The organism is Pseudomonas sp. S2_E02 (assembly GCF_054668355.1).
Genome location: NZ_CP162761.1, coordinates 2,113,656 through 2,137,270, shown reverse-complemented (window position 1 = coordinate 2,137,270; position 23,615 = coordinate 2,113,656). Strand labels below are relative to the sequence as shown.

Annotated in this window: 23 protein-coding genes; 12 read left to right on the top strand and 11 right to left on the bottom strand. The window is 60.9% G+C overall.

Translation table 11 applies throughout. The features are described 5' to 3' along the window. Window positions 1-29 precede the first annotated feature (29 nt). Window positions 30-1,421, bottom strand: a complete 1,392-nt coding sequence (locus tag AB4O01_RS09470; protein WP_460091484.1) for a type VI secretion system Vgr family protein — start codon at window positions 1,419-1,421, stop codon at window positions 30-32. Window positions 1,422-1,642: 221 nt separating this feature from the next. On the opposite strand from AB4O01_RS09470, the gene AB4O01_RS09465 reads away from it, so the two are divergent. Continuing rightward, window positions 1,643-2,347 carry a YebC/PmpR family DNA-binding transcriptional regulator gene (locus tag AB4O01_RS09465; protein WP_099756686.1) on the top strand — a complete coding sequence of 235 codons (705 nt, stop codon included), beginning with the start codon at window positions 1,643-1,645 and terminating at the stop codon, window positions 2,345-2,347. A gap of 112 nt (window positions 2,348-2,459) precedes the next feature. Here AB4O01_RS09465 and AB4O01_RS09460 read toward each other — a convergent pair whose 3' ends face one another. Then, window positions 2,460-3,773, bottom strand: a complete 1,314-nt coding sequence (locus tag AB4O01_RS09460; protein WP_460091483.1) for a leucine-rich repeat-containing protein kinase family protein — start codon at window positions 3,771-3,773, stop codon at window positions 2,460-2,462. Window positions 3,774-3,990: 217 nt separating this feature from the next. Then, a complete protein-coding gene (gene zapE, locus AB4O01_RS09455) occupies window positions 3,991-5,121 on the bottom strand; it encodes a cell division protein ZapE (RefSeq protein WP_257355573.1) in 1,131 nt (376 codons plus the stop codon). Window positions 5,122-5,426: 305 nt separating this feature from the next. Here zapE and AB4O01_RS09450 point away from each other — a divergent pair, with 305 nt between their 5' ends. The 7 genes from AB4O01_RS09450 to AB4O01_RS09420 all read left to right on the top strand — a co-directional run bounded on the left by AB4O01_RS09450 (window position 5,427) and on the right by AB4O01_RS09420 (window position 11,853). Next, window positions 5,427-5,930: a Csu type fimbrial protein gene (locus AB4O01_RS09450; protein ID WP_460092243.1), complete on the top strand. Its 504-nt coding sequence runs from the start codon at window positions 5,427-5,429 to the stop codon at window positions 5,928-5,930. A 99-nt stretch (window positions 5,931-6,029) separates the two neighbouring features. After that, the gene (locus AB4O01_RS09445) at window positions 6,030-6,563 is read left to right on the top strand and encodes a Csu type fimbrial protein (RefSeq protein WP_093434107.1); all 534 of its coding nucleotides are present in this window, start codon (window positions 6,030-6,032) and stop codon (window positions 6,561-6,563) included. Window positions 6,564-6,583: 20 nt separating this feature from the next. Continuing rightward, the gene (locus tag AB4O01_RS09440) at window positions 6,584-7,120 is read left to right on the top strand and encodes a Csu type fimbrial protein (protein WP_460091480.1); all 537 of its coding nucleotides are present in this window, start codon (window positions 6,584-6,586) and stop codon (window positions 7,118-7,120) included. 4 nt (window positions 7,121-7,124) lie between these two features. After that, entirely contained in the window at window positions 7,125-7,625 is a 501-nt protein-coding gene (locus tag AB4O01_RS09435) for a Csu type fimbrial protein (protein ID WP_414926366.1), read from the top strand. Window positions 7,626-7,658: 33 nt separating this feature from the next. Then, the gene (locus tag AB4O01_RS09430; protein ID WP_093434113.1) at window positions 7,659-8,447 is read left to right on the top strand and encodes a fimbrial biogenesis chaperone; all 789 of its coding nucleotides are present in this window, start codon (window positions 7,659-7,661) and stop codon (window positions 8,445-8,447) included. 80 nt (window positions 8,448-8,527) lie between these two features. Beyond that, a complete protein-coding gene (locus AB4O01_RS09425; RefSeq protein ID WP_460091477.1) occupies window positions 8,528-10,885 on the top strand; it encodes a fimbria/pilus outer membrane usher protein in 2,358 nt (785 codons plus the stop codon). Then, entirely contained in the window at window positions 10,882-11,853 is a 972-nt protein-coding gene (locus tag AB4O01_RS09420; protein WP_460091475.1) for a Csu type fimbrial protein, read from the top strand. The genes AB4O01_RS09425 and AB4O01_RS09420 overlap by 4 nt, the downstream gene beginning before the upstream one ends. Window positions 11,854-11,911: 58 nt before the next feature. On the opposite strand, the gene AB4O01_RS09415 is transcribed toward AB4O01_RS09420, so the two are convergent. After that, window positions 11,912-12,667: an anti-sigma factor family protein gene (locus AB4O01_RS09415; protein ID WP_460091473.1), complete on the bottom strand. Its 756-nt coding sequence runs from the start codon at window positions 12,665-12,667 to the stop codon at window positions 11,912-11,914. Further along, the gene (locus tag AB4O01_RS09410; protein ID WP_007917263.1) at window positions 12,664-13,170 is read right to left on the bottom strand and encodes a sigma-70 family RNA polymerase sigma factor; all 507 of its coding nucleotides are present in this window, start codon (window positions 13,168-13,170) and stop codon (window positions 12,664-12,666) included. Before AB4O01_RS09410 ends, AB4O01_RS09415 begins: the two co-directional genes overlap by 4 nt. 157 nt (window positions 13,171-13,327) lie before the next feature. Between AB4O01_RS09410 and AB4O01_RS09405 the strand changes: the two genes are divergently transcribed. Then, window positions 13,328-14,434, top strand: a complete 1,107-nt coding sequence (locus AB4O01_RS09405; protein ID WP_093434124.1) for a catalase family peroxidase — start codon at window positions 13,328-13,330, stop codon at window positions 14,432-14,434. After that, window positions 14,431-14,976 carry a cytochrome b gene (locus tag AB4O01_RS09400; RefSeq protein WP_093434126.1) on the top strand — a complete coding sequence of 182 codons (546 nt, stop codon included), beginning with the start codon at window positions 14,431-14,433 and terminating at the stop codon, window positions 14,974-14,976. Before AB4O01_RS09405 ends, AB4O01_RS09400 begins: the two co-directional genes overlap by 4 nt. On the opposite strand, the gene AB4O01_RS09395 is transcribed toward AB4O01_RS09400, so the two are convergent. Both AB4O01_RS09395 and AB4O01_RS09390 read right to left on the bottom strand, forming a co-directional pair. Continuing rightward, window positions 14,973-16,166 carry an MFS transporter gene (locus AB4O01_RS09395; RefSeq protein ID WP_116256048.1) on the bottom strand — a complete coding sequence of 398 codons (1,194 nt, stop codon included), beginning with the start codon at window positions 16,164-16,166 and terminating at the stop codon, window positions 14,973-14,975. The genes AB4O01_RS09400 and AB4O01_RS09395 overlap by 4 nt on opposite strands. A gap of 148 nt (window positions 16,167-16,314) precedes the next feature. Then, window positions 16,315-17,466, bottom strand: coding sequence for a M14 family metallopeptidase (locus tag AB4O01_RS09390; protein WP_093434131.1), 1,152 nt, complete (start codon window positions 17,464-17,466; stop codon window positions 16,315-16,317). 96 nt (window positions 17,467-17,562) lie between these two features. Here AB4O01_RS09390 and AB4O01_RS09385 point away from each other — a divergent pair, with 96 nt between their 5' ends. Beyond that, window positions 17,563-17,727, top strand: a complete 165-nt coding sequence (locus AB4O01_RS09385) for a hypothetical protein (RefSeq protein WP_156685516.1) — start codon at window positions 17,563-17,565, stop codon at window positions 17,725-17,727. A 219-nt stretch (window positions 17,728-17,946) separates the two neighbouring features. Here AB4O01_RS09385 and AB4O01_RS09380 read toward each other — a convergent pair whose 3' ends face one another. Next, window positions 17,947-18,285, bottom strand: coding sequence for a DUF6124 family protein (locus tag AB4O01_RS09380; RefSeq protein ID WP_093434137.1), 339 nt, complete (start codon window positions 18,283-18,285; stop codon window positions 17,947-17,949). A 130-nt stretch (window positions 18,286-18,415) separates the two neighbouring features. On the opposite strand from AB4O01_RS09380, the gene AB4O01_RS09375 reads away from it, so the two are divergent. Next, window positions 18,416-19,075, top strand: a complete 660-nt coding sequence (locus tag AB4O01_RS09375; protein WP_093434139.1) for a LexA family protein — start codon at window positions 18,416-18,418, stop codon at window positions 19,073-19,075. Window positions 19,076-19,115: 40 nt separating this feature from the next. Here AB4O01_RS09375 and AB4O01_RS09370 read toward each other — a convergent pair whose 3' ends face one another. The 3 genes from AB4O01_RS09370 to AB4O01_RS09360 all read right to left on the bottom strand — a co-directional run bounded on the left by AB4O01_RS09370 (window position 19,116) and on the right by AB4O01_RS09360 (window position 23,605). Next, window positions 19,116-21,065 carry an acetyl/propionyl/methylcrotonyl-CoA carboxylase subunit alpha gene (locus AB4O01_RS09370; protein WP_460091471.1) on the bottom strand — a complete coding sequence of 650 codons (1,950 nt, stop codon included), beginning with the start codon at window positions 21,063-21,065 and terminating at the stop codon, window positions 19,116-19,118. Continuing rightward, a complete protein-coding gene (locus AB4O01_RS09365; protein ID WP_099756674.1) occupies window positions 21,065-21,880 on the bottom strand; it encodes a gamma-carboxygeranoyl-CoA hydratase in 816 nt (271 codons plus the stop codon). The genes AB4O01_RS09370 and AB4O01_RS09365 overlap by 1 nt, the downstream gene beginning before the upstream one ends. Window positions 21,881-21,997: 117 nt before the next feature. Next, window positions 21,998-23,605, bottom strand: coding sequence for a carboxyl transferase domain-containing protein (locus tag AB4O01_RS09360; RefSeq protein ID WP_460091468.1), 1,608 nt, complete (start codon window positions 23,603-23,605; stop codon window positions 21,998-22,000). Window positions 23,606-23,615 lie beyond the last annotated feature (10 nt).

Genomic DNA, 23,615 nt, shown 5'->3' with positions numbered 1-23,615 from the left:
CGCAGCCTGCGGCAGCTCCTACAAATGGATCAGCGTGCGCCGCTGTCGAGTAGCCAGTCGAGTAATAGACTGTCACGTGCGGGTGGTTCGCGAGGTGTGGGCTTGCGTGAGTTGCCCAGACACAGAATCGGCCGGTCGGGGTCGCTGTCAAGGAAACTCACCCACACTTCGCTGCCGGCGCAGGGCAGTTCCTCCCGTGCCACTCGGCCATTGGCGCGAGTCATCGCGATGGGCAGCCAGATCGCCTCGTCATCAAGGGTTTGCAGATGTTCCGAGGGCCACAGCCTGACGGCGACCCGACCCTGTTCATCGAGCTGCGCCGGTTGCCCGGCAGGTCCCAGCACCAGCGCCAGGTGATAACCGGCAATGCCGGGACGCGGTTGGTTGAGCGCCGGGCGAAAATCGCTTGACCAGGGCTGGGCGGTAAAATCGTTTTCGTAGCGGTGCAAGGGTGGGGTCGGATCAAGAATCGACGGATGTTGCCCGTGATGACGTATCGAGGTGAGCCGCCATTGTTCGTTGAAGTGGCTGACCGGATGTGCCGACACTTGCAGCAGTTGTCCACTGAGCAAGCCGATCCGGTCGCTGCGGCCGTTGATCGTCCGATGCTGGCAGCGTTGCCGTTCCAGATGTCGACGGCTGCGTTGTTCGTGGTGTCGTTGTTCGAGGGAAGATGCCTGCGGCAAGGGATTTGCCGTGATGTGGTTGGCGGCCTCGTCGCTGATCGCCCGCTGCCCTCGGTTACGCACGGCATGCAGCGTGACGACGGGCGCGGCGTGATGATGCTGGTACAGCGAAGTGATGCAGGGAGAAGGCGTTTGCTCACAGGCCTTGAACGGAACCAGTACCGGCGTTTGCGGCAGACTGAGGCTGTCATCGGCAAACACGACAACGTGTCCGTCCATCCGGTGTTCGAAGTGGTAGTGAATGCCTTCCTCTTCGCAAAGTCTGTGCAGCAGCGCCAGATCACTTTCTTCGTACTGGATGCAAAAAGGCCGGATCGGGTAGCGGCCGACGGTCATTTCAATCCGGTAGCCGTCGGCGGGCAGGGCATTTTCCGTGAGCAACTGCTGGAGAATCTGCGGCACACTCTGTTGCACGAACACTCGCCGTTTGCTCGGCTGAGCCAGCCTGTGCAAGCGCGGCACGACCGTCACGCGATAGCCGATCCGGTGCGTACCGCGATGTTCGCAACTGGCACTGTCGATCACGCCGTGGATTCCATGATGGTCGTCCAGACGCAGAAAGGCCCGTTGGTGCAGGAATGTGCCCGGCGTCACGGCGGGGGCCAAACCGATCAGTTCGATGTCGAAACGGTAGGGCTGGTTGAGCGCTTCCTCGCCGTGAAAACGCACCACCGGCAGGCACAGACCGCTGTCGGTCAGGGTCAGGGTAAAAGGACTTTCCTTGTCATTGAGCATTCGAACAGGCTCTGTCAGGCAATACGGGCCTGAGAGGGTACGAAACCGCAGCGTTGAATGGTCATGTCAAAGGCGTTTTTCAGAATTCCCCTACAAGCTCTGGTGAAGATGTCGATTCCACATTGCGTTTTTTTGGTCGATTGCCGACTTTAGGCCGTATAAACTTGGCGCCACGCGTCGGCCAATAGATGTCTCGGCGCCACAGATCAAGAGAGTGAGTAATGGGCGCACAGTGGAAGGTTAAACACAAAGAAGCGGCAGCCAACGCCAAAGGCAAGATCTTCGGCAAATTGGTGAAGGAAATCACCATCGCTGCCCGCAACGGTGCCGATACCACCACCAACGCACACCTGCGTCTGGTGGTCGAACAGGCCAAGAAAGCCTCGATGCCAAAAGAAACCCTCGATCGCGCGATCAAGAAAGGCGCCGGTCTGCTGGGTGAAACCGTGCAATACCATCGCGTGACCTACGAAGGGTTCGCCCCGCACCAGGTGCCGCTGATCGTCGAGTGCGTGACCGACAACATCAACCGTACCGTCGCCGAAATCCGCGTGGCGTTCCGTAAAGGCCAACTGGGGGCTTCCGGCTCCGTGGCCTGGGACTTCAACCACGTCGGCATGATCGAAGCCTCGCCGGACACCCCGGACGCCGATCCGGAAATGGCCGCGATCGAAGCCGGTGCTCAGGATTTCGAGCCGGGCGAAGACGGCGCAACGCTGTTCCTGACCGACCCTACCGACCTGGATTCGGTGCAGAAAGCGTTGCCAGAGCAGGGTTTCACCGTGCTGTCGGCCAAGCTCGGCTACCAGCCGAAGAACCCGGTCAGCGGCTTGAGTGACGAGCAGATGGCTGAAGTTGAAGCGTTCCTCGAAGGCCTCGACAACCATGATGACGTGCAGGACATGTTTGTTGGCCTGGCGGGCTGATCTGTTTCTCCGGTGATGGCCTCATCGCTAGCAGGCTAGCTCCCACAGGGGATTTGTGAACGCCACAGATCCAGTGTGGGAGCTAGCCTGCTAGCGATTGACCGCGCAGCGGTCACAGATTCTCAAGCTGCCGCATGACCTCAGCAAACCCCGGTCGCGCCAGCACATCCGCCTGACAGCAACGTCGCTCCAGTTCCTCAAGAACCCGACGCCGCTCATCACTCAACCCCGAGTCGACGCGCGCCAGCAACTCACCCAGCAGAATCCCGAACGCACGTACTTCGATACGTTGCAACGCGCGCGTTTCCAGCGTGTCGTCGACAGCATGGAACGACGCCCCGCCAAAATCCCCGAGCAGGCAATCGCCGCGCTCGTTCAACAGAATGTTGTGCCCGTAGAGATCGCCGTGGGTGATGCCTTGCTGATGCAAGTGTTCGGCTGCCGAAGCGATGCCTTTGGCAATGTTCAGCGCGACCTCGGCACTGAACCGGCAATCATCGGCGTACACATCCCGCGAGCAGGACGCCAGGCTGGGCAGGTCGGCGAGGTTGCGGAACGACGGATCGATCAACTGCATCACCAATCCTTGCTGGCCGTCGGGATGGCCACTGATGCGTCCCTCGACGCGGATCAGATTGGGATGCAGGCCGGCGGTGATACACGCATTCATTTCGTGCAGCGGCGAGCCGTCGCTGGTCATTTCACCTTTGTACAACTTCACCGCAACCGGTATCACCGAACCATTGTCGCGTTGCCAGTTCGCCCGGGAAATCACCCCCGAGGCGCCTTCACCCAAGCGTTGCTCCAGACTTAGCGCAGACCAGGGGATCTGTGCCGTCGCGTCGAGCGCGGCAGCGTCCGCCTCGGTTTCCAGAGGGTTACCGGCGTAGGCCAGCCAGGTCAGGCTCGGCAGCGCGAGCAGCCACTGCGGCAGCTCGGTCAGGCGGTTGGCGGAGATGCGTAAGAGCTCCAGACGATGGCAGTTGCTCAGCGAGGGTGGCAGCGCTTGCAGACGGTTGCCGGACAGCATGAGCTTTTGCAGGGCAGGGCGCTCACCGAGTTCGCTCGGCAGGCTTTCTAGGCAGTTGTCGGTCAGGATCAGCCAGCGCAGCTGTGGTGGCAGGGCTGCAGCGGGTACGTTGACGATGCGATTGGCCCTGAAGCCGATCATCGTCAGCGCCGCGCACTGGCCGAGGCAGGTCGGCAGTTCGGTAAACGGGTTGTCGGAGCAGAACAGCACCCGCAGGCGCGTCAGACGGTGCAAGTCATCCGGCAGGCGGCTCAGGGCGTTGCCGCTGAGATTGAGGATTTCCAGGGTCTCGGCCAGATCGAAAATCTCGCGCGGGAATTCGGTCAGGCCACAAGACAGATCCAGTCGAGTGATGCCCGACAACTCGCCGGCACGCAATTGAGCAAGGGTGTGCATGTTTGGTGTTCGCTATTGTTCAGTGGAGCGACGCTGGGGCGCTGGAAATGGTCGACATGATAACGGCAAAGCCCGGGTTTGAATTGGATAGGCGGCGAAACTTCAGTTGCCCTTGGTGGGAGCGAGCCTGCTCGCGAAGGCGGAGTGTCAGAAGCTGATGTTTTGACTGATAGGGCGCTTTCGCGAGCAGGCTCGCTCCCACAGGGGAATGGCGTGCTCAGATCGTCCCGTGCACTTCTTGCAACTGCCCCAACCGACTGCGCGTGCGCGCCAGGTCAATGGCCTGGCCGTCCAGGCTTTCACGCAAGGGCAAACGACCGAGTAGCGTCAGGTGCTTGTCCTGGTCGTACAGCACGTCGATCAGGTTGATGAAGCGTTGTTGCGCGGCGATCGAGCACTCCGCCAGTTCCGGCAGATCATCGATGATCCAGCGGTCGAAACGGCGACACAGTTCCAGATAATCCATCACCGCCGTTGGCTGTTCGCACAGATCGTTGAAGGTAAAACCGACCCGCCGCTTCTCAAAAAAACGCGCCTGAAACTGCCGGGTGCCGACCGTTAGCGCAACGGCCGGTGCCTCTGCAGGTGGCAGATCCAGGGCCGTGCGTTGTGCTGGCGTGGCCGGCCACACGTAATGTCCCTGGGTGAATATCTGGTGTGCAGAGTGACGCGTCTGGCTGCGGTAATCGTGCGGGCCGCCGACTTCCATCACCTGCATGTGCGTATTGATCAGTTCGATCACCGGTTTGAAGCGGGCGTGATAAAGCGGATTGGGCAGCAAACCTTCAGGCGCATAGTTGGAGGTCACCAGCAGCAGAATCCGTCGTTTGAACAACGCCTTGAACAGCCGGGTGATCAGCATGGCATCGCCGATGTCATGCACATGAAACTCGTCGAAACACAGCACCCGACAATCTTGCAGCAGTTCGTCGAGAGTCACTTCAAGGGCATCGTCCTGCAGGCGATGGCTGAACATGCCCTGATGCAATTGCGCGAAAAACTGATGGAAATGCAAGCGTCGTTTCTGAGTGATCGGCAGCGCCTGGAAGAAGCCGTCGAGCAGCCAGCTCTTGCCACGCCCGACGGCGCCGAACAGATACAGGCTTGGCGCGGTTCGGCTGTTGGCGGCCAACAGCAGACTGGCCTGCTGCGCCATGCACTCGATGACGCGCTGCTGGCTGTGGCTGAGGGTGTAGCCCTGACCGCTGGCCTTGTGTCGGAAGTAATCGCGGATCGACTGGGCGCTGGCGTCATGCCCGGCGCCGGCCGGCAAACCCTTGCCGAACCAGCGGCGCAACGCCGGCCAGCGCTGGATCAGTCGCGATCGTTTCGGCGGGTGGGCAGGCACTGTCGGCGTCTCCGTGTTCGTCAAAACCGGCTCCCGGGAGCGCGGCGATGTAGTGTAACCAGACGCCGAGATGACCAGCCACCGCGACGTGTCGACAGTGGGCGGTTATTGAACAAATTTGTGCGGCACGTACAGCCATTTTTAGCGACATTACTCGCCCCGTTGTCAATCTTTCGAAACATATCCCGGCCGATCCATGGATCCAATCGACTGGCGGAATCGTCGACCGTTGCTAACCTCAATCACAGAAACGACGTCGCAAGCGATCACTGACAAGGAATGGCGCAGTGAATGTATATGGGGTCATGGGGCTGTTGTGTGTGCTCGCTGCGCCTGCCTATTCGGCGGATCTTCAGGTCGAAGTGCGCGTCGATGTGCAACGCGGCTGCCAGTTGATCGGCCAGCAGCGGCAGGCGGGTATCGAGCAATTGGGTGTGCTCGATTTCGGCAGCACCGCGCGCCTCGATGACCCGGCCGGGCCGTTGGCAGCGGCGCTGACCAATCAACGCCTGCCACGGCTGGAGTGCAATCCGGACACGCCGTACCAGATGCGTGTCGACGGCGGCTTGCATGGTGGTGTCGGCGAAGTCCGTTACATGGCCGGTTCGGTCGGCAGTAAACCGATTCCGTACCGCTTGTATCAGGACGCGGCGCGCCGGGTGCCGCTGGTGGTGGATGTTCCGGTCAGTGGGCGGGTGCCGGACAGCGGCACGGTGGAGTTGCCACTTTACGCGCGGATCGAGCGCCTGGCTGAGGTGCCGCAGGTCAGCCGTTATTCGGATCTGGTCAAGGTGACGGTCACCTGGTGAGTGTGGTTTCAAGGCAGCCGCTGGACGCGGGTGCGCAAGGAAGGCGTTCGATGATGAGCGCGGTGATCGAATCAGCGTAAAGGAGCAGGGACGGGCGCAATGACAGGTAAACACTGGATGGTGGTGGCAGCGGGGACGCTGGCATTGCTCGCAGACGAGGCGCAAGCGGCGGTCAGCGGGCAAATCAATGCGCGGCTGATCCTGATTGCCGGCTGCGAAGTCACCAATACCAGCACACCCGACAGTCCGCTCAGCGCCCTCGGCACCCTCGACTTCGGCCTTCAGGGGCCCACCTGGAACGCGCCGATCAAGGCCAGTCTGGACGGCGACAGCAGCGGCAAACTCAACGTCGCCTGCAATCCCTCGGTCACCGGTTTCACCGTCACCATCGACGGCGGCACCCACGGTGACGGCAATACCCGGCGCCTGAGCAACGGTCGCCAGACCCTCCCTTATCAGCTGTTTGTCGATCCCTCCGGCGTCCGGAGTTACAGCATCGGCCAGCAACACAATTTCGCTGTCACCAGCGGTGCGCAGATACCCATTCCGGTATTTGGCACGGTGGTGGCGAATACCCGTGCGGTACCGGCAGGAGTCTATACCGACACCCTGACGGTGACGCTCGACTGGTAACCCCGTAGAGGACGGACACCATGCGTATGTTTGCATCAAGGATAGGTTTGTCGTTGCTTGGCCTGGCGCTGGTTTCCAGTGCCAACGCCGCCACCACGATCACCGGCCAGATCACCTCCAGCCTGATTCTGATCAGCAGCTGTCAGGTCAACGGTGCTGGCGGTTCCACCGGGCTGAACTTCGGTGCGTTGAACTTCGGCACTGCCAACAGCCTGTTCACCACCGCCACCGGGCAGGTGTTGGGCGGCGGCGGCGGGGCGTTGTCGATTCTCTGCTCCAGCGGCACCACGCCGACGGTCAAGGTACGCGCGGGCTCCCACGACGGAATGTCACCGGGTGGCACGCGGGCGCTGTACGACGGCGTTGCCAATTACGTGCCGTACGACTTGTACACCGATGCCGGACATTCGCAACTGCTGGCGATTGACGGGACGATCAACCTCGCCGCCAGTACTGGTGTGGCGCAGACAGTGAACATCTACGGTCAAGCGGTCGGCAAGGCCGGTTTGCCGGCGGGGACGTACACCGACACTGTCGCTGTTGAACTGACGTTCTGATGCCATGCGCCGCCATGGCTGTGCCGCGCTACTCCTGCTCTGCGCAGGCAGTGCGCCGCTGCCGCTGACCGCAGCAACGAGCCAGAGCTTTCAGGTCAGTGCCACGGTCACTGCCGGGTGTCTGGTGGTGGGCGGGGTGTCGAACTATGGCGGGCTGAATTTCGGTTCGCGTTCGGCACTGGCCACTGGCACCGTGCAGGTCGCGCTGACGGGCGGGGTGCAATTGCAATGCACGCCGGGCGTGACGCTGAACATGAGCGTTGATGGCGGCCAGTACAACAACAGCGGCCGGCACATGCAGGTCAACAGCGGTAATGCGCGGGTGGCGTATGCGCTGTTTAGTGATGCGGCATACAGCCAGAGCCTGGGCATCGGCCAGAGTGTGGCGGTGGCCTACAGCGATGCGAACAACATCAGCCTGCCGATTTACGGTCAGGTGCAATTGCCGGGCAATCAGCCTGGGGGGACGTACAGCGACGTGTTGCAGGTGCAACTGTCGTGGTAAGGCGAAGTTGAATGGCCGACAAGGAGCAGGTTTATGGGGTCAGTTACGTCACTGCATTCGTTCGTGCGCTGTGCGATGTGGACGCTGGTCATGCTTGGGGCAAGTCAGGCACACGCGGCGAGTTCGGTGCTGATCTGGCCGATCGATCCGGTGCTGGAGGCTGATCAGCAGGCCAGTGCGCTGTGGCTGGAGAATCGCGGCAGTGAAACCGCCAATCTGCAGATCCGCGTGTTCGGCTGGAGCCAGAGTGGTTTCGCCGAGCAATACCAGAACCAGCGCGACGTGATCGGCAGCCCGCCGGTGGCGAAAATCGAGCCGGGACAGAAACAATTGGTGCGTCTGACCCGAACCAAGGAAGTGCCACCGGGGCAGGAACTGGCCTATCGGATCATCATTGACGAAATTCCTTCCGCACAACCCGCGACCGCTGACGGAGGCAAAACCGCGGCAGCGATCCGCTTCCAGATGCGCTACTCGGTGCCGTTGTTTGCCTATGGTGCCGGGCTGTGGAGCAAGGAAGATAGCAGCCGCGCGCGTGATCCCAAGGGTGTCGGCCTGCCGCAATTGAGCTGGCGCACGGTGGCCGTGGACGGCAAGCCCTATGTCGAAGTGCGTAATCAAGGCGCGGTGCATGCGCGACTGACTGACGTGGCAATCAAACAGGCAGGGCAGAGCAGACCGCTGGCCGAAGGACTCTTGGGTTACGTCCTGCCGGGGGCGGTAATGCGCTGGCCGGCACCGGGGCCGTTGGCCGGTGATTCGGCGTTGCAGGTGCGGGTGAACGGCGCGCCGCAGGTGCAGAGCATTACACCTGCCAAGTGAGTGAGTCGTAGCGCAGTTATCTGTCGTCGGCTAAAGCGGTATCAGGGAGGATTCAGTCCATTGACGGACGTAAAACGGGTATGAGCCCAGGACGGGTTCGTCGTATTCAGCGTCCGTTGTGGCTCATCACCGGCGCGTGTTGCCTGATGTTCGTTCAACCATCCGGGGCCGGCGATCTGCCGCCGCCACCGAGCGGCATGGAGGCCGTGAGTGATGCACAGTTGTTTCTGGAACTGGTGGTCAACCAGATGAATACCGGACGCGTGGTGGCGGTGCAGCAGCGCGACGGGCGCTTGTTCGTGCCAGTGACCGCGTTGCGCGAGACCGGCATGAAACTGCCCGACAGCCTCGGCGCCGAGGTCGATCTCGACAGTCTGGCGGGGCTGCACAGTGATTACGACAGTGTCGGTCAGCGCCTGCTGCTGGACGTGCCGCCGGACTGGCTGCCGGAACAGTTTATCGGCAATCGCCAGGCTTACCCGCGCACCCCGGCGCTGAGCAGTTTCGGCGCACTGTTCAACTACGATCTGTACCTCAACGATACCGACGATGCCGGCACTTACCTGGCGGCGTGGAACGAAGTGCGGCTGTTCGACAGCTGGGGCACATTGTCCAGCACCGGGCAATACCGGCGTACGTTGTCTGGTGATTCGCTCAACACACTGGACAATGGCTACCTGCGTTACGACACCACCTGGCGTTACTCCGACGACGAGCGAATGCTCACCTACGAGGCCGGTGACGTGATCAGCGGCGCTTTGCCGTGGAGCAGTTCGGTGCGTCTGGGCGGCGTGCAGTTCTCGCGGGACTTTGCCGTACGCCCGGATCTGGTGACCTATCCGCTGCCGCAATTTGCCGGTGAAGCAGCAGTGCCGTCCTCGGTGGACCTGTTCATCAATGGCTACAAATCCAGCAGCGCAGACTTGCAGCCGGGGCCGTACACACTGACCAATATTCCGTTCATCAACGGTGCGGGCGAAGCGGTGGTGGTGACCACCGATGCACTGGGTCGGCAGGTGTCGACCACGGTGCCGTTCTATGTCACCAGCACGTTGTTGCAAAAAGGCTTGAGCGATTTTTCCGTGGCGGCCGGTACGTTGCGCAGCGACTACGGCTTGAAGGACTTCAGTTATGGCCCGGGTGTCACCTCTGGCAGCCTGCGTTACGGCGTCAGCGACAGTTTTACCCTGGAAAGCCATGCCGAAGCGGCCGATTCGCTGACACTGGGCGGCCTCGGCGGCAACCTGCGGCTGGGTAATTTCGGTGTACTCAATAGTGCACTGAGTCAAAGCCGCTTCGACGGCGAGGGCGGTCAGCAATTGAGCCTGGGCTACCAGTACAGCAATCAGCGCTTCAGCTTTTCCTACCAGCGCCTGCAACGTCACGATCAATATGCCGACCTGACCGTGGTCGACAGCTCCTACATCAGCCTGAGTCGACGCAGCGAACAGGCGACCTTAAGCCTTAACCTTGATCGTTGGGGCAGCCTCGGGGCCGGTTATTTCGATGTTCGTGCGGCGGACGACTCGCGCACGCGGCTGCTCAACCTGAGCTGGAGCAAACCGCTGTGGCGCAACAGCAGTTTTTACCTGTCGGCCAACCGCGAAATCGGCGACAGCAACTGGGCGGTGCAGGCGCAACTGGTGATTCCGTTCGATCTGCGTGGCACCCTGGCGATCAGCAGCGATCGCAGTAAAACCGGGCAGAGCCAGCAACGGGTCAACTACAGTCGTGCGGTGCCGACTGAGGGCGGCGTGGGTTTCAACCTCGGCTACGCCAAGGGTGATGGCGCCGATTATCGCCAGGCCGACGTCACCTGGCGGCTGCAATCGGTGCAGTTGCAGGCTGGTGTCTACGGCACTTCCGAGGCTGAAACCCGTTGGGCCGATGCCAGTGGTTCGTTGGTGTGGATGGACCGTCAGGTGTTCGCCGCCAACCGCATCGACGACGCGTTTGTAGTGGTCAGCACCGATGGTTTCGCCGACATTCCGGTGCGCTACGAAAACCAGCAGGTTGGTCAGACCGACAAGAACGGTCATCTGCTGGTGCCGTGGAGCAGCGCCTATTACCGGGGCAAGTACGAAATCGACCCACTGAATCTGCCGGCCAATGTGCGCAGTCCCAATGTCGAACAACGCATCGCTGTAAGGCGCGGCAGCGGTTATCTGCTGGAGTTTCCGCTGGCCCGAGTGATTGCCGCGAGCATCGTGCTGGTCGACGCGCAACAGCGCGAACTGCCGCTGGGCGCGGGTGTGTTGCATGAGCAGAGCGGCACACGGACGGTGGTCGGTTGGGACGGGCTGGTCTATCTGGAAAACCTGCAGGCGCAGAACTCGCTGCAGGTCACGCTGGCCGACGGCAAGACCTGTCAGGCGCAGTTCAGCGTCGATATGAATCAGGACCAGGTGCCGCTGATTGGCCCGTTGGTGTGCCAATGATCTACGCACGATTGCTTTTGTTGCTGGCGCTGATGCTGCCGGGCGCGGCGCAGGCCGCGTGCTCGGTGGTCAGCACCACGCCGGCAGCGTTCGGTACGCTCAGTTCGATCGCCGTGCGCACCACTTCACAACCCAGTTCAACACTGAATGCAGGTTTGAGCTGTACCGGTTCGCTGCTGTCCCTGCTGACCAGCAACGACCACTTCTGGGGCACCGTTTCTTCGACTCAAAGTGGTCTGGTCGGGCCGACCGGCGATGTCATCAACTACACGGTCTACGCCAACAACAGCACCAGCTACCCGCTGACTCGTGGCACGGCCTACGACTTTGCGCGCAACGGCATCATCGATGCCTTGGGCCTGCTCAACGGTACAACGCCGAAAACCGTGCCGCTGTATCTCGGCACAACCATTGGCAGCAACGTCGCCGCCGGGGTGTACACCGAGACCCTGAGTATTTTCTGGAACTGGAATTACTGCTCGGGGATTGGTATTGGTTCTATCTGTCTTGGGCGCGACATCGCCAGTGGCACGACCTCGTTGACGGTGAATATGACGGTGTCCAACGACTGCACGATTACTGCGCCGAACATTGCGTTCGGCAGCGCTCCGGTGATCAGCGCGTTCACCCCGGTGACCGGGCAAACCATCAATCTGGCCTGCACCAAGGGCAGTGCCTATACCGTGGGGCTGAGCGACGGGCAGAACGCGGTGAGTGTCGGCGGCCGGCGACGGATGATTTCCGGGAGCAATTATCTGGCCTACGACATTTTCAAAAGTGCCGGCACCACGCGCTGGGGCAGCGTCGGCGCGGCGCGGCGGGCGAGTAGCGATGCCGAGGTCAATCCGGGAAACGGCTTGGGCACGGGCAGCCAGATTTTCAACTACAACGCAAAGATCTACACCGACCAGACCACGCCGCCTGCGGGTACTTATCTGGACAATGTGGTGCTCGACGTAGGTTTCTGAGCCTGACGCTGATCCCTCGTGGGAGCAAGCTCGCTCCCACAGGGGAAAGGTGGTGTTCTCAGAATGGCAGTGATTGCTTGAGCTGTTGCGCCGCCGGTGTATCGACCGGGCTGACCATCGCGTAGTTATAGCCACCACCTGACCAGTACTGGGCCTGCAAATCTCCGTCACTGCGCGTGCCACGCGGCAAAAAGGTGTTCTTCGGCCCCGGCGGGCGCACGTAGAAACTCACCTTGTGGCCACTGCCATCCTCATACATCACCATCGCTGCCGGGCCTTCGTCGGTGCTGAGCAGGCGTCCACTGACCGGTTCAAACCCGGCCGCCTTCAGATCTGGTAAACGAGTGGCCCGAGTGAAATAACGATCGAGCCAGCGCTGCATGTCGCCATCACTGTCGACCTTGTAATCGGCTGGCAACATGCCTTGCTGGGCAATCAGGCGATAGGCTTGCAGGGCGTCGGTCATTGGCAACATGGCCGGGCGCACAAGGGTCATTTCCCGGGCCTGCCAGCCACTGAAACCGCCGAGGCTGACCGCGATCAGCAACACCGCAGCACTGGCCAGATGACGACGCGACTGGCGCTGACGGCGCTGGCGAATCATCGCTGGGTCAAGCGCTGAGTTGGCCGGTTGCTGCAACGCGCCGCTGAGTGCCGCGCGCAATTGCTGGGCATCCTGTTGCCAGGCGCGAACCTGCGCCGCTTCGTTCGGGTGACTGGCCAGCCAGGTGTCCAGCACACGCCGGTCGGCGTCGCTGAGCTGGTGGTCGACATAGGCGTGCAGATCACGCTCGGTGGGAGGCAGGCTGATCATTTGAGTATCCGCAAAGAAGGGCTGCTGATTTCGCCGTCGCTGAGTTGGCGCAAGGCCTGGCGGGCGCGGGACAGGCGCGACATCACGGTGCCGATCGGGGCGCCGAGAATCTCGGCGACCTCTTTATAGGAAAGGCCTTCCACTGAAACCATGAGCAACAGCGCGCGCTGTTCGCTGGGCAGTCGGTCGAAGGCTTGCAGGGTTGACTGAGCGATAACGGTGCGCTCCACCGAGGGTTCGGCATCGTCGCGACCGGTGAAGAATTCGAGCATTCGCGCATAACGCCGCGAGCGCCGGTGGGCGTCGAGAAACTGCCGATAGAGGATCGCGAACAGCCAGGCACGCAAGTCGCCGTCGGCGCGTTTGTCGCCCCAACTCGACAGGGCACGCTCCAGACAGGCCTGCACCAGATCGTCAGCACTGCTGCTGTTGCGCGTCAACGACACGGCAAAGCGGCGCAATCTGGGAATGATTTCTCTCAACTGTTCGTCGAATTCGCTCATGAAATTCTGCTAGTCACTACGCTGTGGACTAGGGAGACGCCCGCCGTTGGAGGTTATTCCACGTTCGGAAAAATAAATACCGTTGTGTGGAATAAACCCGGATGAGGCGCGTCTTGCTGATTCTTCCTACTTGTGGCCATTGGCCCTGGAGTCCTTCATGGTTGATCGCACCTCACCCAACGCTTCACCGCCTGGCGGGCCGCAGCGCCCGCCACTGAGTGTCGCGAGCCTGATATTGCGTCTGGGCGGCATTGCCGTGGTAGTCGCTGCGGTGGCCGGGGCGTTTGCCTACGTTCACGGTAACTTCGACCCACAACGCCTGACGCCAAAGGCGCTGGTCGATGTGCTGGAGAAGAACAATGGCGTGCATCCCGGGTTTCGTCGTAATCACGCCAAAGGTGTGTGCGTGATCGGGCATTTCGAAAGCAGTGGTGAGGCACGGGCATTCTCCACTGCGCAGGTGTTCAACGAGCCGCAGACTCCAGTCGTCGGGCGCTTTGCGCTGCCGGCGGGCAATCCCTATGCACCGGACAGCAGCGTGCCGATTCGCAGTCTGGCGTTGCGGTTCACCCAGGCTAACGGGCAGCAATGGCGCACCGGGATGAACAGCATGCCGGTGTTCCCGGTCGGTACGCCTGAGGCGTTTTATCAATTGCAGCAGGCGCAATCGCCAGATCCGGCCACCGGTAAACCTGATCCGGCGAAGGTTCCGGCGTTCTTTGCCGCGCACCCGGAAACCGTGCCGTTTTTGACCTGGGTGAAGACGGCCAAACCGTCGGCCAGTTATGCCACCGAAACCTATAACAGCGTCAACGCGTTTTATCTGGTCGACGCCAGCGGTAAAAAACAGGCCGTGCGCTGGAGCATGACACCGTTGGCGCGCGATGCTGCGGGCGCCAGTGCGCCTGAGGGCGGTGATTTTCTCGAGAAAGATCTGGTGCAGCGGTTGTCGTCTGCACCGCTGCGTTTTCAGTTGAATATCACTCTGGCCAATCCCGAGGATCCGGTGAACGACGCCAGCAAGACCTGGCCCGAGGGGCGCAAAGTGTTGAACGCCGGTACGCTGGTGCTGGAAAAGACCCAGCCGCAATTGAGCGGCGAATGCCGGGACATCAACTATGACCCGCTGGTGCTGCCGGCCGGGATTCAAGGTTCCGACGACCCGTTGCTCGCGGCGCGTTCCGCCGGTTACGCCAATTCCTACTTGCGTCGCACCAGCGAAGTCAGTCAGTTGCCCGCCGCCAAACAGGAGGCTCGTCCATGAGCACTCAACCGACGCATTTCGCCCTGTTGGCGCGGCTGCTGCACTGGCTGATGGCGCTGATGATCATCGCCATGCTGTTTATCGGCGCCGGCATGGTCACCTCGGTGTCCGAGCGGCATGAATGGCTGATCCATCTGCACAAACCGCTGGGCATTGCGATTCTGGCGCTGGTGATCGTGCGTTTGCTGGTGCGGCTCACCACGCGCCAGCCACCGTTGCCCGCCGATCTGCCGGGCTGGCAAGTACTGGCGGCCAAGGCGTCCCATCTGCTGCTTTACGCGTTGATGCTGGTGTTGCCGTTGCTCGGTTGGGCGATGATCAGCGCTTCTGGTGAACCGGTGATGCTCAGCACAACGTTGCAGTTGCCAGCGATCGTTCCGGCCGATGCGCAGTTGTTCGCGTTTCTGCGCAAGGCTCACGGGTATCTGGCCTATCTGCTGTTCCTGACGGTGCTGCTGCACCTGGCGGCGGCGTTGTTTCATGGCTGGGTCCGCCGCGACGAGGTGCTCGACAGCATGTTGCGTGGTCGCGATCGCAGCTAACCCGTTTGCGTGGCGCATCGTAGCGATGCGCCGCGTTTCAGGGTCAGCCACCAGTACGCCAGCGCCACGGCGTTGATGCTGGCGCCGAGCAGGCACACGCCGATCCAGCCGGCCCACGCGTACATCGCGGTCGAGCCGATGGAACCGAGCGCACTGCCGATCGAATAGAACAGCATGTAACCGGCGGTGAGACGGCTTTGCGCTTCGGGGCGCACGCTGTAGATCATGCTCTGGCTGGTGACGTGCACGGCTTGCAGACCCAGATCCAGGGTGATTACGCCAAGCAGCAATGCCCACAGCGAGGATTGAGTCAGGGCGATCGGCAACCATGAGGCGAGCATCAGCAACAGCGACAGACCGCTGACCCATTGCCCCAGACCACGATCAGCCAGATGCCCGGCCCGTGCGGCTGCCAGTGCACCGGCAGCACCGGCCAGTCCGAACAGACCGATTTCACTGTGCGACAGGGACAGTGGCGGCGCGGCCAGTGGCAGCACCATCGGCGTCCACAGCACCATCGCACTGGCAAAAGTCAGCAATGCGAGGATCGCGCGTTGGCGCAGTACCGGTTCTTCTTTGAACAGGCTGAATACTGAGGCGATCAGGGCGGCGTAAGTCGTAATCGGTTGCGGGACCTCATCCTTCGGCAGAACACGCAACAGCAGCAACGCCATCAACAGTGTCAGCCCGGCTGACAGAACGTAAATCGCTCGCCACCCAGCCAAATCGGCCATACCGCCGGCAACCGTGCGTGCCAGCAAGATGCCGACAACGATGCCGCTGGTGACCACCCCGACCACGCGCCCGCGTTGGGCCGGGATTGCCAGCGTCGCGGCATAAGCTACCAAGACCTGCGTCACTACCGCGAGCAGCCCTGTCAAGGTCATGCCAAGCAGCAGCCACGCACTGTTGGGCGCCAGCGCGATCATCAACAGCGCCGCTGCCGACAGCAGGGTTTGAGTAACGATTAATCGGCGTCGATTGAGCAGATCACCGAGAGGGACCAGTAGCACCAGTCCGATGCCGTAGCCGATTTGCGTCAGGGTGATGACAATGCCGATGGTCGCCGGCGACATCGCAAACGCCTCGGCCATCGCGTCCAGCAATGGCTGGGCGTAATACACATTGCCCACGGCCAGACCGCAGGCCACGGAGAAAAGCAAAACGGCACTGCTCTTGAGAGGTTTCATTTCCCGCATCCTTTTAGGTTTCAAAATAAAACCTTGAGTACGGTATTGATTCGGGTTTTATTTTGCAACCTGTTTGCGCGAGATGGTGAATGGCGGAAAGCAAAAGATCGCAGACAAGCTGCGATCTTTTACAGAACGGAGGAGGGGATCAGCGCAGGGTATCAACCATGTCAGCGATGGTGGTCAGCACGTCTTTGCCCAGCTGTTTAGAGCGTTTGCCCGACCAGCCGGTGACGTTGTCGGGATGGTCGTCGTGATCCTTGAACGGCATTTCCAGGGTCAGCGACAGGCAGTCGTATTTCTGGCCGACGCTGTTGCACGCCAGGGTCATGTTGGCCTGACCCGGTTCGTCGCGGGTGTAGCCGTACTTGGTCTGGAAATCTTTGGTGGTATGTTTCAGGTGATTGCGGAAATGCTCTTCGAGCTTCTCGATACGCGGCGTGTAGCCCGGATTGCCTTCGCAGCCGGCGGTGAATACGTGAGGAATGGTTTCATCGCCATGGGCGTCCAGGAACAGATCGACGCCGTACTTTTCCATTTGCTGCTGGACGAAGAGCACCTCGGGACTGATCTCCTGGTTGGCGTTCTGCCAGGCCCGGTTCAAATCCTGGCCCATGGCGTTGGTGCGCAGATGACCATGGAACGCGCCGTCCGGATTCATATTCGGCACCAGGTACAGATCGGCACTGGCGAGCAGCTTGTTCAGCACCGGATCATCGTGCCTTTCCAGGCGCTCGATCACGCCTTCCATGAACCATTCGGCCATGTGCTCGCCGGGATGTTGCTGAGCGATGATCCAGATCTTGCGCTGGCCTTCAGCGCCAGTGCCTTTGCGCAGCAATTGAATGTCGCGACCTTCGACACTTTTACCAGTCGCCAGTAATTCGGTGCCGGCCTTGCTCAGCGCCTGCTCGATCAGCCAGTCGTGACGGCCACGGCTATAGGGTTCGAAGTAGGCGAACCAGGCATGGGTCTGCGTGGCCTCGAGGCAAAAGCGCAGGCAGTCGCCCTCGTAAATAGTCGGCACGCGGAACCAGTTGACGTGATCGTAGGACGCTACGGCCTGATAACCGGGCCAGCCCTTGCTGTACGTGGATTGGCTGGCATTGTTCAGGCGGAACCAGTGTTCCTGGCCGACATGCAGGCCGCTGGCCTTGAAGTGAAACCACTGGAAATGCGCGCTGCGAGTATCTGGACGAATGGCCAGAACCGGATTGAGTGGATTGCTGATGTCGATGACTTGGATGTTGCCGCTGTCGAAGTTGGCGCTGATGTCGAACGAAGATTTGGCCACGGTCATAATCGATTCCTGAATATGATTTTTATGGCCGTTACTGTACACGCAGGCAGGGCTGAAACCGAGGGGAATTGCGGTGTGTGGCGGGGGGCGTCCTCCATGACGCGCAAGCAGCTTAGAGACTGTGCGATTGATTCTCAAGTGCTAATTGGCATTAGTTTGCCCCAATGCGGCCGGGCTTCGCTTGCCAACCAATATTCTTTTGATATTATCCGCGCCATCGAATTTGCAGCACCTAAAGACTTCATTAGCCTGAAGCCATAAGCCTGAAAAACGGGCAAAAAAAAGACCCGGCAAAAAGCCGGGTCAAAAACCGTGATTAGCCTGATGAGGAGATAGTCCAGAAGACCGACCTAAGGTCTCTGGTCCATCGACTGATCTCGCGACCAGCTGCTTGCAATAATAATCATTATCATTTGCAAGTCAAATGTTTTTACCTGCTCGATTGGAAAATTCTTTCCCGTCCGCCCGCACTTCCGTTTCTCAGGCTTCATCGCCATCGAGTGAATGGTCGACCATCGCCCGCGCCATATCCACCATATGCACCACTGAAAATGCCAGATCGCGACTCGCGCCTTGCAGGTTTTCGGCTGCCTTGAACGCCGTGGCTGCCGCGCAGCGCAACAGGTCCGAGGCGTGCACCAGGGCTTCCTCGCCACTGAGATGGCGCCTGACATCGAAAAAGCGCTCGTCGACCTCAGGTTCTGACACAGCTGGTTTCAAGTAATAGTCCAGCGCTCGTTGCGCCGCCGCATTGCCTTGGGGCGAGGTGAAGGTGGTGTCCATTTGCAGATCGGGCAAGTCTTTGCTGCTGATATTCATGATGAGGGGGCACTCCTTGGTCGATTGAAAATCCGTGCCTTCAGAATAGTACTCTGTGTAGTTGTGACGAGAATTTAAATACTACAATATGTGTTTTGCTGGCCGAAGGCGTCCACGTAAGGTGCTGCACATGGATAAATGGATTGAGTTGGTCAAGGCCAAGATGAGTGAGCTCAAAATCACTCAAACAGAGCTCGGAGAGCGCGTCGGCATGTCCCAGGGCGGGATCGGCCATTGGCTGAACAAGCGTCGCGAACCCGGTATCACTGAAATGAACCGGGTGCTGCAAGCGCTGGGCATGGATTTCCTCGAAGTGGTGCTGGTGATCCGTGAACCGCAACCCACGTCCGAGGACGAGATGCCGCTGGCGCAGAAGTACAACCCGTACTTCCGTTACCCGGTCAGCGATTGGCAGACGACGTGCGAAGTGCGTGAAAGCGATCCGGCGTCCTACGACAAGGCAGCAGGCAAGCAGCGCTTCGAGTTGACGGATTACCACGCGCGAGGCCCGGCGTTCTGGTTGACGGTGACGGGAGATTCAATGACCGCACCCAGTGGCCAGAGCATTGCCGAAGGCATGCTGATTCTGGTCGACCCGGCCGCCGAAGCGCTGCCCGGTAAACTGGTGATCGCCCAGTGGCCCGACAGTACGGAGGCGATTTTTCGCAAACTCGACGAAGAGGGCGGCCAGCGTTACCTGGTGCCGCTCAATCCGACGTGGCCGAAAGCCCTGCTGACCGATGAGTGTCGAATCATCGGTGTTGTGGTGCAGGCAACGGCGCGTTACTAGTCAGATCGATCCTCGCCAGGCGCAGGATCGATCCTCCCGTTCATACTTCTTCCAGCTCAACCAAAGCGCTGCCTTCGCCAACCATTTCACCTTCCTGGCAATACAGCGCTTTGATCACCCCGGCATGCGGCGCGCGGACGCTGTGTTCCATCTTCATCGCTTCCAGCACCACCAGTTGCGCACCGGCCTCAACCGATTGCCCGGCCTCCACCAACACGCGGACGATGCTGCCGTTCATCGGCGCGGTCAGGCCACCCTGATGGCTGTGGCTGGCTTCGATGGCGCTGATCGGATCGTATGTTTCGATACGGCGCAACTCACCTTCCCATTGCAGGTACAGCGCATCGCCCTGGCGAATCGCACGCAACGTACGACGAACGCCTTCGTGCTCGACGATAAGTGCTTCGCCGGACAGTCTGGCGTGGTCGGCAGCATTCAGCGTCAAGGCGCGATCCTGCCCCTCGCAACTCAAATGCAGGGTGATTTCCGGCGGCAGCCCAGCACGCAAACCGCTATTGAGTGACCAAGGCGAAGCAGGGTCATCCTGGCGTGCGAGTTGTGGCAGGCTCTGCGCCACCGCATGAGCTGCCGCCGCCCAGAACGCATCGCTCAGCGTGCCCGGTGCAGGCAGCAATTGCTCCTGGTAACGCGGAATAAACCCGGTATCCAGTTCCGCCGCCGCGAACGCCGGGTGCGCAATGATCCGCCGCAAGAAGTTGATGTTGGTTTTCAAACCGCCAATCGCAAACTCGTCGAGCATGCTCAACAAGCGCAATCGAGCCTGTTCACGATCCTCGCCCCAGGCAATCAGCTTGCCGAGCATCGGGTCGTAGAACGGCGAAATTTCATCGCCTTCTTCAACCCCGCTATCCACCCGACGCCCTGGCCCTTCGGCCGATTCGCGATACAACGCCAGACGTCCGGTCGCCGGCAGGAAGTCATTCGCAGGATCCTCGGCGTACAAGCGCACTTCAATCGCATGGCCATTCAACGGCACTTGTTCCTGAGTGATCGGCAGTGCTTCACCACGAGCGACGCGGATCTGCCAGGCGACCAGATCCAGGCCAGTGATGGCTTCTGTCACCGGGTGCTCGACCTGCAACCGCGTGTTCATCTCCATAAAGAAGAATTCACCGCGCGCATCCAGCAGGAACTCCACCGTACCGGCGCCGACGTAACCGATCGCCTGTGCCGAACGCACCGCTGCTTCACCCATCGCCCGCCGCAGTTGCGTGGACAGGCCGGGTGCCGGCGCTTCTTCGACGACTTTCTGATGGCGCCGTTGAATCGAGCAATCCCGTTCATTGAGGTACAGGCAGTTGCCATGCTGATCGGCGAACACCTGGATTTCCACGTGACGTGGCTTGAGCAGGTATTTCTCCACCAGCATGCGCGAATCGCCGAACGACGACTGCGCTTCACGCTGAGCCGAGGCGAGGGCTTCGGCCAACTGGCTGACGTCCTCGACCACTTTCATGCCTTTGCCACCACCGCCGGCCGTGGCTTTGAGCAGCACTGGATAACCGATGCGTTCGCAGGCATCGCGGAAGGTGTCGAGATCCTGCGCTTCGCCGTGATAACCCGGCACCAGTGGCACACCGGCGGTTTCCATCAGTGCTTTGGCGGCGGATTTGCTGCCCATGGCATCGATGGCCGAGGCGGGCGGGCCGAGGAAAATCAGCCCGGCCGCTTCGATGGCACGAGCGAACCCGGCGTTTTCCGAGAGAAACCCGTAACCCGGATGAATCGCCTGCGCGCCACTGGCCTTGGCCGCTGCGATCAGCTTGTCGATTTGCAGATAACTGTCGGCGGCTTTGCTGCCGCCCAGGTCCACGCGAATATCCGCTTCCCGGCTGTGCCGCGCCTCACGGTCGGTGGCGCTGTGCACGGCAACCGTGGTCAGGCCCAAGGCTTTGGCGGTGCGCATCACGCGGCAGGCAATTTCGCCACGGTTGGCCACCAGCAGGGTGGTGAGAACAGGTGCGCTCATCAACGCGGCTCCTTGGTGGTGGTTGCGGCTTGCCAGCTCGGCGGACGTTTTTGCAGAAAGGCGCGCAAGCCTTCCTGACCTTCAGGGCTGACGCGGATACGGGCGATGGCATTTTCGGTGTAGCGGCGCAGCGCCGGGGTCAGCGCGCCGTTACCGACTTCACGCAGCAAGTCCTTGCTGGCACGCATGGCGGCGGGGCTGTTGAGCAGTAAATTGTTGATCCACTGTTCGACTTGCTGATCAAGTTCTGCCGCCGGATAGCTCTCGGACAACAAACCGATTTCGCGCGCACGTTGTCCGCCGAAACGCTCGGCGGTCAGGGCATATCGACGCGCAGCGCGTTCGCCGATGGCCTGCACCACGAACGGACTGATCACCGCCGGCGCCAGACCGATGCGCACTTCCGACAGGCAGAACTGTGCGTCATCGGCGCCAATCGCCATGTCACAGCAACTGATCAACCCCAGCGCGCCACCGAACGCCGCGCCTTGCACCACGGCCACTGTGGGGATCTTCAGCTTGGCGAGGTTGTACATCAGCTCTGCCAGTTCACGGGCGTCGTCGAGGTTGGTGTGGTAATCGAGCTCGGCCGATTGCTGCATCCACGCCAGATCAGCGCCGGCACTGAAGTGCTTGCCACGACCACGCACCAGCAGGAAACGCAGGCTGGCGTCGCTGGCGACTTTGTCCAGCGCGAGGATCAGCTCGCGGATCATCTCGGCGTTGAAGGCGTTGTTCTTTTCTGCGCGGTTGAGCCACAGCGTTGCAAAACCGCGTGGGTCGCTCTGCAGTTCGAGGGTGTTGAAATCACTCATATTCATCCGTCTCCACGGTTCTTGTGGGAGCGAGCCTGCTCGCGAAAGCGTTGTATCAGTCGACCTATCCGCTAGCTGACAAACCGTATTCGCGAGCAGGCTCGCTCCCACAAAAAATCACATCCGGAACACGCCGAAGCGGCTCGGTTCGATAGGCGCGTTCAGCGACGCGGACAAGGCCAGGGCCAGCACATCGCGGGTCTGCGCCGGGTCGATGACGCCGTCGTCCCATAGCCGTGCGCTGGAATAGTAGGGGTGACCTTGCTCTTCATACTGGTCGAGGATTGGTTGCTTGATCTCGGCTTCCTGCTCGGCACTGAAGGCCTGGCCACTGCGTTCAGCCTGTTCGCGTTTGACCTGCACCAACACGCCCGCCGCCTGCTCGGCGCCCATCACGCCGATCCGCGCGTTTGGCCACATCCACAGGAAACGCGGGTCATAAGCGCGGCCGCACATGCCGTAGTTACCGGCGCCGAAGCTGCCGCCGATGATCACGGTGAATTTCGGCACCTTGGCGCAAGCCACCGCTGTTACCAGTTTCGCGCCGTGTTTGGCGATGCCGCCGGCCTCGTATTTCTGACCGACCATGAAGCCGGTGATGTTCTGCAAAAACAGCAACGGAATACCGCGCTGGCAGGCCAGTTCGATAAAGTGCGCACCTTTCTGCGCGGCTTCGGCGAAGAGGATGCCGTTGTTCGCCAGAATCGCGATCGGGTAGCCGTGCAGATGCGCAAAGCCACACACCAGCGTGGTGCCGAACAAAGCCTTGAATTCATCGAACACCGAACCGTCGACCAGTCGCGCAATCACTTCGCGCACGTCGAACGGCTGCTTGGCGTCGGCCGAAACTACGCCGTACAACTCGTCGCTGGCGTACAGCGGCGCAATCGGCGCGCGTTGCTGCACGTCACCGAGCTTGCGCCAGTTGAGGTTGGCAACGCTGCGGCGGGCGAGGGCGAGGGCGTGTTCGTCGCTCTCGGCGTAATGGTCGGCGACCCCGGAAATCTTGCAGTGCACATCGGCACCGCCCAAGTCTTCGGCGCTGACCACTTCACCGGTCGCGGCTTTCACCAACGGCGGGCCGGCGAGGAAAATCGTCGCCTGATTGCGCACCATGATCGCTTCGTCCGCCATTGCCGGTACATACGCGCCGCCGGCAGTGCACGAGCCCATGACCACGGCGATCTGCGGAATGCCCATCGCGCTCATGTTGGCCTGGTTGAAGAAGATCCGCCCGAAGTGCTCACGATCCGGAAACACTTCGTCCTGACGCGGCAGGTTGGCGCCGCCCGAATCGACCAGATAGATACACGGCAGACGATTCTGTTGCGCGATGGTTTGTGCACGTAGATGTTTTTTCACGGTCAGCGGGTAGTACGAACCGCCCTTAACCGTCGCGTCGTTGGCGACGATCATGCATTCGACGCCTTCAATCCGGCCGATCCCGGCAATCACACCAGCGGCCGGAACGTCTTCGCCATACACGGCGTGGGCGGCCAGTTGGCTGATTTCCAGAAATGGCGAACCTGGATCAAGCAAGCGGTTGATGCGTTCACGAGGCAACAGTTTGCCGCGTGAGGTGTGGCGTTCCTGGGCTTTCGCGCCGCCGCCCTGCGCCACTTGGGCGAGCAGGGTGTGCAGGGCGTCGACCTGTTTGAGCATCGCCGCGCTGTTGGCGGCGAACTCCGCTGAACGAGGGTTGAGCTGAGTGTGCAGGGTAGCCATGGCCAGCTCC

Bases quoted from the DNA above. Each gene is read 5' to 3' on its own strand.
- AB4O01_RS09435 (WP_414926366.1), top strand. From the start codon at position 7,125: ATGCGCCGCCATGGCTGTGCCGCGCTACTCCTGCTCTGCGCAGGCAGT.
- AB4O01_RS09420 (WP_460091475.1), top strand. From the start codon at position 10,882: ATGATCTACGCACGATTGCTTTTGTTGCTGGCGCTGATGCTGCCGGGC.
- AB4O01_RS09360 (WP_460091468.1), bottom strand. From the start codon at position 23,605: ATGGCTACCCTGCACACTCAGCTCAACCCTCGTTCAGCGGAGTTCGCC.
- AB4O01_RS09370 (WP_460091471.1), bottom strand. From the start codon at position 21,065: ATGAGCGCACCTGTTCTCACCACCCTGCTGGTGGCCAACCGTGGCGAA.
- AB4O01_RS09390 (WP_093434131.1), bottom strand. From the start codon at position 17,466: ATGACCGTGGCCAAATCTTCGTTCGACATCAGCGCCAACTTCGACAGC.
- AB4O01_RS09380 (WP_093434137.1), bottom strand. From the start codon at position 18,285: ATGAATATCAGCAGCAAAGACTTGCCCGATCTGCAAATGGACACCACC.
- AB4O01_RS09465 (WP_099756686.1), top strand. From the start codon at position 1,643: ATGGGCGCACAGTGGAAGGTTAAACACAAAGAAGCGGCAGCCAACGCC.
- AB4O01_RS09375 (WP_093434139.1), top strand. From the start codon at position 18,416: ATGGATAAATGGATTGAGTTGGTCAAGGCCAAGATGAGTGAGCTCAAA.
- AB4O01_RS09430 (WP_093434113.1), top strand. From the start codon at position 7,659: ATGGGGTCAGTTACGTCACTGCATTCGTTCGTGCGCTGTGCGATGTGG.
- AB4O01_RS09365 (WP_099756674.1), bottom strand. From the start codon at position 21,880: ATGAGTGATTTCAACACCCTCGAACTGCAGAGCGACCCACGCGGTTTT.
- AB4O01_RS09400 (WP_093434126.1), top strand. From the start codon at position 14,431: ATGAGCACTCAACCGACGCATTTCGCCCTGTTGGCGCGGCTGCTGCAC.
- AB4O01_RS09425 (WP_460091477.1), top strand. From the start codon at position 8,528: ATGAGCCCAGGACGGGTTCGTCGTATTCAGCGTCCGTTGTGGCTCATC.
- AB4O01_RS09440 (WP_460091480.1), top strand. From the start codon at position 6,584: ATGCGTATGTTTGCATCAAGGATAGGTTTGTCGTTGCTTGGCCTGGCG.
- AB4O01_RS09445 (WP_093434107.1), top strand. From the start codon at position 6,030: ATGACAGGTAAACACTGGATGGTGGTGGCAGCGGGGACGCTGGCATTG.
- AB4O01_RS09410 (WP_007917263.1), bottom strand. From the start codon at position 13,170: ATGAGCGAATTCGACGAACAGTTGAGAGAAATCATTCCCAGATTGCGC.
- AB4O01_RS09460 (WP_460091483.1), bottom strand. From the start codon at position 3,773: ATGCACACCCTTGCTCAATTGCGTGCCGGCGAGTTGTCGGGCATCACT.
- AB4O01_RS09450 (WP_460092243.1), top strand. From the start codon at position 5,427: ATGGGGCTGTTGTGTGTGCTCGCTGCGCCTGCCTATTCGGCGGATCTT.
- AB4O01_RS09395 (WP_116256048.1), bottom strand. From the start codon at position 16,166: ATGAAACCTCTCAAGAGCAGTGCCGTTTTGCTTTTCTCCGTGGCCTGC.
- AB4O01_RS09385 (WP_156685516.1), top strand. From the start codon at position 17,563: ATGACGCGCAAGCAGCTTAGAGACTGTGCGATTGATTCTCAAGTGCTA.
- AB4O01_RS09415 (WP_460091473.1), bottom strand. From the start codon at position 12,667: ATGATCAGCCTGCCTCCCACCGAGCGTGATCTGCACGCCTATGTCGAC.
- AB4O01_RS09405 (WP_093434124.1), top strand. From the start codon at position 13,328: ATGGTTGATCGCACCTCACCCAACGCTTCACCGCCTGGCGGGCCGCAG.
- AB4O01_RS09470 (WP_460091484.1), bottom strand. From the start codon at position 1,421: ATGCTCAATGACAAGGAAAGTCCTTTTACCCTGACCCTGACCGACAGC.